This window comes from Serratia proteamaculans (assembly GCF_946227095.1).
In the GTDB taxonomy this organism is placed as follows: Bacteria; Pseudomonadota; Gammaproteobacteria; order Enterobacterales; family Enterobacteriaceae; genus Serratia; species Serratia proteamaculans_E.
This window is the reverse complement of the sequence record NZ_CAMISV010000027.1, coordinates 1-9,087: the sequence shown is the minus strand read 5'-3', so window position 1 is coordinate 9,087 and position 9,087 is coordinate 1. Positions and strand designations below refer to the sequence as shown.

8 protein-coding genes are annotated in these 9,087 nt (G+C 44.8%); 5 read left to right on the top strand and 3 right to left on the bottom strand.

From position 1 onward, the window contains the following. The first annotated feature begins 294 nt into the window (after nucleotides 1–294). Genes OC597_RS26540 through OC597_RS26525 form a run of 4 tightly spaced genes read left to right on the top strand, consistent with a single transcriptional unit; the run spans nucleotide 295 to nucleotide 5,059 of the window. A complete protein-coding gene (locus tag OC597_RS26540; protein ID WP_262211159.1) occupies nucleotides 295–1,977 on the top strand; it encodes an ATP-binding protein in 1,683 nt (560 codons plus the stop codon). A 1-nt stretch (nucleotide 1,978) separates the two neighbouring features. Continuing rightward, nucleotides 1,979–2,809: an HNH endonuclease gene (locus OC597_RS26535; protein ID WP_262211158.1), complete on the top strand. Its 831-nt coding sequence runs from the start codon at nucleotides 1,979–1,981 to the stop codon at nucleotides 2,807–2,809. Further along, nucleotides 2,796–4,607, top strand: a complete 1,812-nt coding sequence (locus tag OC597_RS26530) for a DEAD/DEAH box helicase (protein ID WP_262211157.1) — start codon at nucleotides 2,796–2,798, stop codon at nucleotides 4,605–4,607. The genes OC597_RS26535 and OC597_RS26530 overlap by 14 nt, the downstream gene beginning before the upstream one ends. A 5-nt stretch (nucleotides 4,608–4,612) precedes the next feature. Then, nucleotides 4,613–5,059, top strand: a complete 447-nt coding sequence (locus OC597_RS26525; protein WP_262211155.1) for an EcoRII N-terminal effector-binding domain-containing protein — start codon at nucleotides 4,613–4,615, stop codon at nucleotides 5,057–5,059. Nucleotides 5,060–5,064: 5 nt separating this feature from the next. Here the strand turns inward: OC597_RS26525 and OC597_RS26520 are convergent, their stop codons facing one another. Continuing rightward, complete coding sequence (locus tag OC597_RS26520) at nucleotides 5,065–6,291, bottom strand: type II restriction endonuclease (protein ID WP_262211154.1); 1,227 nt, start codon at nucleotides 6,289–6,291, stop codon at nucleotides 5,065–5,067. 92 nt (nucleotides 6,292–6,383) lie between these two features. Next, a complete protein-coding gene (locus OC597_RS26515) occupies nucleotides 6,384–7,787 on the bottom strand; it encodes a DNA cytosine methyltransferase (RefSeq protein ID WP_262211160.1) in 1,404 nt (467 codons plus the stop codon). A 246-nt stretch (nucleotides 7,788–8,033) separates the two neighbouring features. Between OC597_RS26515 and OC597_RS26510 the strand changes: the two genes are divergently transcribed. Continuing rightward, on the top strand, nucleotides 8,034–8,492 hold the full coding sequence (locus OC597_RS26510; protein ID WP_262211153.1) for a very short patch repair endonuclease: 459 nt from the start codon (nucleotides 8,034–8,036) through the stop codon (nucleotides 8,490–8,492). A 158-nt stretch (nucleotides 8,493–8,650) separates the two neighbouring features. On the opposite strand, the gene OC597_RS26505 is transcribed toward OC597_RS26510, so the two are convergent. Then, a partial coding sequence (locus tag OC597_RS26505) for a hypothetical protein (RefSeq protein WP_262211151.1) occupies nucleotides 8,651–9,087 on the bottom strand: 437 nt, incomplete at its 5' end.

The window sequence follows — 9,087 nt, the reverse complement described above, 5'->3', positions numbered from 1 at the left end:
GCCGCCACAGTGCCTGTGAGGATCAACCCCCTGCAGTTTATGAAAGTGCCTGGTTCATGAGGCACGGAACAGTCTAGGAAACTAGGGTCTATTCAAACACCGTCAATAAAATTTCGTGTGTGATGGAGTACGATGCGATAGATGGGTTTTCAGGAGCGTAAGGGAGGGGTTGTGGTGTACATCCTTTTAAGTATCTGTTTTATCGCTTCCGGATAACTATTTACACTGATTGACCATCTACCAATCTGGCGGATAATATTACACTGAGTCTGGCGCAGACAAGATGTCTTGCAAATGAATGTAATCAACTTTGGGTTAAAAATGAATAATTTCTTAGAGAATAATATTGAAGATGATCCACTTATAAATGAACCTGATGCTCCAAGACTAATATTTGGTCTCAGAGATACTGGATACAACGTGAAAACGGCGGCGGCAGATATTATTGACAACTCTATAGCTGCAGGAGCAGATCAGATTAACGTTGAGATTATTCTGCTTAATGACGGCCGTAAGAAGGTCTATTTTGGCGACAACGGGAAAGGCATGGATGCCAAAGAGGTCCATAAGGCTATGCGTTATGGAGCCCCTGAGCGGGAAAATCTCGAGAGCTTGGGGAAATTTGGTCTGGGTTTGAAGACTGCATCGAGCTCAGTTTGCCTAAAGTATACCCTAATTTCGCGAAAATCTGCGGAGCAGCGGCTAGCAAAACTTGCTTGGGATCTTGATCATGTAGCATCCTGTGAGAAGTGGGAAATGCTTTGTGAGCCAGTGACATCAGATGAAGATGAAATGTTTCGTGAACTGTGTGGCGATACTGGAACTCTCGTCATCTGGGAAAACTGCGACAGGATTCTAACCAAGGACTACGAGCCAGGCGGGAGTAAGGAGAAACAGGCGATTAATCGGTTAGCCGAAAGCCTCTCAAAACATTTCTCTCTTGTATACCATCGTTTCCTCGACAAAGCGGATAAGCGTGAACGCGATATAGATATTCTGATTAATCAGACACCTGTCGAACCATGGAACCCATTCTACCCTGAACGTTCTGAAAAGACCTTGGTCGAGAAAAAGCAAACTCTTCTGATCGAACTTCCGGATGGCTCGGAGGAAACCGCAAATATTCAAGCATGGATTTTGCCTCATCGAAGTGATATGTCCAAGGACGAAGAAAAAAAATACGCGAGGATCTCTAACCGAGCACAAGGGTTCTATGTTTATCGCGAAGGTCGTTTGATCCAGGACGGCGGTTGGCTAGATGTCTTTAGTGCACCTGAGCCACATACTTCTCTGTTACGTATAGAATTTGATTTTGGGCACAAACTTGATGATGCTTTCAGGATTGATGTTAAGAAATCACGAATACTCTTTCATCCCGATCTCGAAGATGGATTACGTGAGCTACTCCGACCAATTTATCGGGAAGCAGAGAGACGATATCGCAGACAAAATCGTGAGCGGGTGAATACCTCAGGGATTGATCATTCAAGTTCAAACAAAAATATTGCGGATACTAGCAATGCTGAAAAAGTACAGGTGAGCTCTGTTGATCCAGCAACGCAATCTGCAATTGTTTCGAATAACATGGGGCCTAAGATAAAGCTTAAGCTTCCCGTACAAAACAATGTAAGCCCTGATAGCATCTATGTTGATGCCGTAGAAAGCATTACAACTGGTGAGCTTTGGCAACCGGCACTTCGCAGTACCGGAGATAGTGGCCATGTGCCCTCGGTATTGTTGAACAAACATCATGACTTCTACCAGAAAATATATCAGCGAACTGCTTCAAATGGCTTTGCAGTTGAAGGAATGGATCTGTTGCTTTGGGCATTCGCTGCAGCTGAACAAAACAATACTAATGAAGAACTTGAGCCAATATTTGAAGATATACGTAATGAAATATCTAACAATCTTCGGAAACTTTTGCGAAAGCTACCAGATCCTGAGGTAGGAGAGTTAGTCTCAAAAGAAGATTGATATGATTGCAAATAAAAAAAACCTAATTGTTAGAGAGCTGGAAGAGGGGACCGGTGCTGCAATAGCCGCAAAGGTTGACTTGAGCGGGATACGTTCCAGCTTACAGATATGGTTCCTAGATCTGGATGAGAAACATGGTCCGGTGGCAGAACTTCGCCCATATGGGTTGAAAGGTCACCAAGTTGTTCTTACGTTCGGTAACTTCTCTAGAGAGGTAATTGCAGAGATCCAAAAAGCTTCATTTGAGGATATTCAACTTGCTAGAGCCTTGGTGACATCGATACGTGTAGGTGTTGTTGTTGAAATTTATGGGCAAAATATTTCTGAATGGAAGGTTATGGATGGTGCGTTCCAAATGACAGCTACACTTCGTGATTTGGAGCATCCGTTCGAAGATATGGCGGTAATTTCAACATGCCGAGACGTAATTGTGCCGATAATGGCAGCTATGGCTGAACTCATTGGATATGACATCGTTGAAGAATCGGTAGACAACGATCTACCAGCTTTTGAAGGTGCGATCCGTCGATCGGTAATAAATCGGCGAGAAAGAAACCCACGTAACCGACTTTTGTGTATTCGAATTCATGGTGAGAAATGTAAAGCCTGTGGAGTTGAACCGAAGAAGGTATATGGCGAGGCTGGCTCGATTATTGAGGTCCATCATCTTGAGCCTTTGGCATCACTCATAGAATCTCGTTCTTATGATCCACTTGTTGATTTAGTGCCACTTTGTCCAAGTTGTCATCGTGCGGTTCACACGAGAAGGCCTCTCCCATACAGTATCGAAGAACTGAAAAGTCAAATGGAGGCCTGCCATGATTCACCTTAATAACTCACCAAATACATTTGAGGAATTACGAACGAACCCGCCGAAAGATTTCGCTCTTTCTGAGCGGGTGATTGATCCAGTCATAGTCCTTGACAAGGAGGGTGGAAACATTAAAGCACACCTCGCAGGTGCTCGAGTACTGCGCGGTGTTAATAATATCTATATGGCACCGGATAATAGGCATTCATGGGTAGTTGATGGTGCAACGATACGACCTCTTCCACGAGATGCTGTGGAAATCTTCTTTGAGATGTTAAAAGGTCTAGACCCTAGCGCACTTTCGTATAGCGAGGCCATCCAGCTGGTACGTCAAGCAGGAGCTATGATGAGAGTTGTTCCAAACGATAATATTTTCAAAATAGGAAGAGTCTCTGCTGATGAGTTGGAAGATGAGATAACTATATCTGGACTGACTGCAACTCTGTTTCCTTATCAAGCGCGCGGCGTTCGTTGGATGTGGGAGACAATCAGTCACACTGGAGGGCTTATTCTTGCGGATGAAATGGGGTTGGGCAAAACTCTGCAAGTTATTGCATTGCTGATGATTGAACCTCCACAGGTTACGGCACCTGCACTTATTGTATGCCCAACCAGCTTGATAGCTAACTGGGTAAGGGAGTTTGCACGCTTTGCAACAGGTATGTCAGTAATGGTCCATCGTGGACCTGACCGGACAGGAGTTTATCGTGGGCTACAAAAAGCAAGTGTTGTGATTACCACCTACGACACGATAGTAAATGATATATCAATATTTTCTTCTTTCGAATGGGATTGGGTGATTTGCGATGAGGCACAGGCAATCAAGAACCCAGATTCGAATCGACGTCGGGCGATTAGTACCATTCCTCGTCGCCGAACGATACCCATGACAGGAACCCCTGTTGAAAATAGTCTATTGGACCTTTGGTCGTTAGCTGATTTTGCCATTCCAGGTATGCTGGGTTCGCGTTATGAGTTTGAAACAACTTATCCTGACAGTATTGAGTCTGCACAGGCGGTCGGCCGATTCACTGATCCTATAATCCTGAAACGCAAAGTTGTTGATGTGGCCGGTGACCTTCCGGAGCGAATTGATATCGATATTCCACTTGAACTGGATGATCAATTAGCTGAGCACTATTTACAAGTTCGGCAAACTACATTGGCTAAATACCCTATTGCCGGTGCTATGGTTGCCACATTGCAGCTACAGCTTGTTTGCGCACATCCATGGCTACGTCATGATGATGAAGTTATGGATGGGGATAATGCGTTAGTTGCACGTACGAATACATATCCCTTGCTAACTCCGAAAATGGAGCGTGTGGTTGCACTCCTTCAAGAGGCATTTTCCAATGGTAAGAAGGTACTGATCTTCGCCCTTTTTAATTGTATAGATGACTTGCTGAGAGAAGCATTCCCAGCTTGCCCTAGTGCTTATTGGGGAGCCATCAATGGTGCGACACCTCAAGGCAGGCGACAGGCAATTATCGATGACTTTACTGCTCATGAGGGCCCGGGATGCTTGGTTTTGAATCCTAAAGCGGCAGGTGCTGGCCTTAACATCACAGCCGCGACTGTTGTGATTCACTTCACGCCCGTTTGGAACCCTGCGTTAGAATCCCAAGCAAGTGCCAGGGCTCATCGCCGTGGTCAAATGCAGCCTGTCACTGTCTTTCGACTTTTCTACAAAGACACAGTAGAAGAAGTTATGATCGATCGCTCATTGTGGAAAAGTGAACTTGCCAACGAAAGTATTCCGGTTTCTACTAGGGATGTAACGGACCTTAAGCGAGCTTTAGAAATAGCACCAAGGTAGGTAAAGTGAAAGAAACTTTTAGTAAAGCACTCAGTGCAAATGATGTAGGCACTACAGGGGCCCATCAAGCAGGGATTCTGGTCCCTAAAACAGATGCAGAATTGCTTGCCTTTCTTCCTGTTCTCGATCCAACAGTCAAGAACCCGGATGCGTGGATCGAATGTGTGGATGAGGATGGGATAGGGAGAAAGTTTCGATTTATCTACTATAATAATCGGTTTCATGATCCTAAAGGAACCCGAAACGAGTATCGAATCACCCATATGACTCGTTACTTTCGAGATGTGGGTGCAAAAGAAGGAGATACCTTGGAAATTTCAAAAGACTTGGGTTCATCGCTGTATTTTATCCGGATAGAACGCAAGTCTGAAGAGGCTGGGAAACTTGTTGTGAACAGTGATGAAGCTCATGTCAGAATCAAAATCACATCAAGTTGGCGTAGGGTGCATTGATCCCATTAAGACTCTCCGATTTTTTTGATAAACCTTTGTACGCTAAAAAGTTGTTCCTGCGCTTCTCTAGGGTAAGTTTCCTGTACAGGGGCGGGAACAATAAGCTGTAATGATTTACTTTTCATTTCTGCCAGTTGAGCGCTGCTGATCCCAGGTTGTATGGTTACCAGATATTTGGTTGTAATTCGGTCACCTTCCGCCAGTACTTGTCGCCAACGATCTTTACAGGTTGTTTTTGCTCCTAGTAAGAACAAATTATCCGTAGGGAATTTATCATCGTGATAGGCCTCGAAGGAAGGGAACAGAAAGTCAGGTTTTGAGCGGTTTTCCGTTGTTTTTTTGGAGGAGCCTTTTTCAAATTGTAGGCCATACAAGGTAAACAAATGAGCCAAGTGATTTTCGAATGCAAATCCGACACGGGACTTTCTGCGATTTTGAACGCTTAGAGAAAAATCGACGAATGCGTCAACATCACCACCGTCCTCACCAAATCCTTGTAATAGTCGAGCTCGAACTAAATGTCGTTCATAGGTTCTGAATAGATGCTCTTCTTCCGTCAGCCAAATGATTAATGCATCATCAGGATCTTCGAGCGGGTTTGCTGGTTTGCGTGAACGGGCAAGCTCGGAAAATTCATGCGACTTGGGAAGGCCATTTGGGTAACGCCCAAGCAAAAATTCCAGTAATTCTTTATCTCCTTCCTGCTCTGGCTCAAAGGTGATGCCGACCTGTTCGAGTAATAATTGTACAGGCAGAGAAAAATTTTTGTTTCCAATGTCCGAGGCTTTAAACTCTTCATCTAATATGCCGGTCAGACCAAAGATGTGTCGGAGTTGTGCTTCAATATAGGTATCAGCTGGCGTGAAGCACATAAGGAGAGTGCCATTTGTCTGTTGGGCAATCAGGAAGAAATCGCCCTCCTGGATAAGTTCGGTCACCAGATTATCATGGTAATATAAGCGGTACTCAGGAGGGCGCTTTGGTAGACGGCAGTCATACCATGTGACACGATCATCCACAATGAGCTGATCTTCCATTTCATCATTGATATAGACCATCTTACAGGCGAACTCGAGCTTTTCAGATTTTTCTGGTCTACCTAGTACTTCACCAAATCCGACCCGAATCAGCCCTCCGATTTCATGTTGATTTGACCCAGAAGATTTGACATCAACTGCCTTCAGATATTTTCCCGCAGCGACTCTAAAAATGTCTCTTAGCCTGCTATCCATGAGGGTAATCCTTCTATAGTGGATAGGCTAATTTACACGTAGAGGAAAAAATTGAAATGGTCAGGGCTAATATTTTATCAGCCCTGCTTACGTTAACCTGCTTTTTTTAAGTTTAGGTCTGTTTTGTTAACCGCTTTTTGGATGTATGGCTCTAACAGTTTTGCCACGGCAGCAAACACCGGGACTACGACTGAGTTACCAAACTGACGATACGCTTGAGTATCGGATACGGGTATGCGAAATTTTGATTCTCCCAGTTTCTCAAACCCCATCAGGCGTGCGCACTCACGGGGAGTTAGTCTGCGGGGGCGATTTTCCATGTTTTTGACATCGTTAAAGTCATTCTCGCCTTTCTCCTTATCCCAGCCTCTGTCGATAAGGATCTCAGAGCCGTCTTTGTGATAGCGAGCTGATAGTGTCCTGGTTACAGCGTTCTTATCCTCTGGTGAAACCAAACCAAAGCCAAATCCGTTTCCTTTCGCCTGATGCTTCTTGGCGTAGTTGTAGAGGTATTCCCAGAGTTTCACTGTGAGGATGTACTTACCATCCACTTCGTCATCAAGTAAGTCTTTAAATGCAGGTCGTTCAGCAGGATAAAATTTCTGAATGTCTCGCAGAGTGAAATTCTTCGCTAAATCAAGGTCACGGCGAAAACCGACCAATACGATACGCTCACGATGCTGGGGTAAGAAGTGTTTTCCATCAATGATTTTCGGATCTGAAGGTCCTGATACATCTACGTCCGCAACGTCATAACCCAGTTCATCCAGAGTATCTTGAATGACTTTAAAGGTTTTCCCTTTGTCATGGCTTTTGAGGTTTTTAACATTCTCAAGCACAAAAATAGATGGTTTTTTGACCGCTATAATTCGTGCGACATCAAAGAAAAGAGTTCCTTGAGTATCGCATTCAAAACCATGAGCTTTACCCAACGAGTTCTTTTTGCTTACGCCCGCAAGGCTAAATGGTTGACATGGAAATCCTGCCAATAGAACATCATGTTGAGGTATATGTTTGTCAATATTTGCATACGCTTCAGACTCTGGGATCTCATGGTTATCACTTAAGGTGATTTCACGAATATCTGAGTTGAAAGTGTGCTCGTTTTCGTCGCTGTACCAGTTTGCCTTGTAGGTCCTGACAGCATGTTCGTTCCATTCGCTGGTAAAGACGCACTGCCCGCCTATGGCCTCAAATCCACTACGTATGCCACCGATACCGGCAAAAAGATCAATAAAACGGAATTGGTAATGTGGGTGGTGTTCTGGGGGGGCGGGCAGCATGTTTTTGAGCATCTTCACCTCAACATCAACAAGCTGCTTTGGCGATGCCTTACCATTAAACCAGCGATTTACTGATTCTCGAGTCCAGTCATTGCCGCTGACGGAACGTAAACAATCTGCTACTGTTTTCTGGTCATAGATTTCCAGCACCTTTCGTAGCAGAGCAAGATCCTCGACCATGCGAGCTTGAGTGGCCTGCTGTGACTCTTCCATCAATTGCTTGACGATCGGTTGTAATTCTTTCATGTATAATCCCTGCTGGGTTAAATTAGTGACAGATTATCACAAAATTGTTCCCTGTATAAAAATACATGATGTTTTTTATGGATAGTTTAGTGAGTTGTGCGATATAGAGCGAGCTTGAGGCCAAGACACCAATGCTTTTTTGACCGAACATAAAATGAATGCTGGCAATGCTATCTCTCAAGTGCAGGGAAGACGGCAAAAGGAGGGAATCTGATGGATGTTGTTGATCGTAAAACTCGCTCCCGAATGATGTCCGGTATCAAAGGGAAGGATACGCAACCGGAGTTGATTATACGGAGGTTTTTGCATGCGCAAGGTTTCAGGTACCGATTGCATGTAAGCGGTCTGCCGGGCAAACCTGATATCGTATTACCACGATACAAATTGTGCATTTTTGTACATGGGTGCTTTTGGCATCGACATGATGGATGCCGTTATGCGACGACGCCAAAAACCCGACCAGAATTCTGGATGAAGAAATTTGCAGCCAACAGGCAACGTGACATTCAGGTCAAGATGCAACTACATGCTGCAGGGTGGCGTGTATTTGAAATCTGGGAGTGTGGCTTCAGAAGCCGAAACGATGATTCTATCAGCTGGTTACCAGAGTATATCAAAGGCGATATCGTGACGCTAAGTTGGCCAGACTATGTCTGTAGTGGTGATAGATAAGTGGCCGCTGAGTCGAAGATGAACCGCTTACACGGTTTTACTCCATCGGTGAACCCACCGAACTTTCCTGGATGGTTAAATTCTGACAATATGCATCGGACTGCGCCACATTTCTACCGGTTTGCCATGTCGCTGTGACGCAGTTTTCCAGTGCGGCGCTACTTATTACACATGTCTTCGTACCATTCGCGCATAATTTCGGCTTCGAAGAGAGAGACGTCCGTCCAGTCGTCCTGTGAGCGCAAATAATATTTAAATGTTTGCGTGTCGAATGTTGACTCACCTGCAGGTAACACCAGCGGGAAATATACATCCGGGTATGTCATACACTTCAGCCACCAATCCACCTGTTCCAGCCTATCGTGATTGCTCTCTTGCACATGGATACAACCAGGATACTGATACTCGGTCTGCTCGCGGGTATTGGCATGGTAACGGCCATCACCCTTTGTTACTGTGGTTTGCCAGTGTTCACCGAGATGCTGTGTGTAGTGGCACACTGAATTTGGCCACCTGAATAGAGGTGATATCATCGCCTCATAGTCAAAAAAGGTGACATTATGACCGGACGTAACAGACGTAATTTTAGCCCCGA

Coding starts and splice junctions, on each gene's coding strand:
- OC597_RS26515 (WP_262211160.1), bottom strand. CDS start 7,787: ATGGAAGAGTCACAGCAGGCCACTCAAGCTCGCATGGTCGAGGATCTT.
- OC597_RS26530 (WP_262211157.1), top strand. CDS start 2,796: ATGATTCACCTTAATAACTCACCAAATACATTTGAGGAATTACGAACG.
- OC597_RS26510 (WP_262211153.1), top strand. CDS start 8,034: ATGGATGTTGTTGATCGTAAAACTCGCTCCCGAATGATGTCCGGTATC.
- OC597_RS26520 (WP_262211154.1), bottom strand. CDS start 6,291: ATGGATAGCAGGCTAAGAGACATTTTTAGAGTCGCTGCGGGAAAATAT.
- OC597_RS26535 (WP_262211158.1), top strand. CDS start 1,979: ATGATTGCAAATAAAAAAAACCTAATTGTTAGAGAGCTGGAAGAGGGG.
- OC597_RS26540 (WP_262211159.1), top strand. CDS start 295: ATGAATGTAATCAACTTTGGGTTAAAAATGAATAATTTCTTAGAGAAT.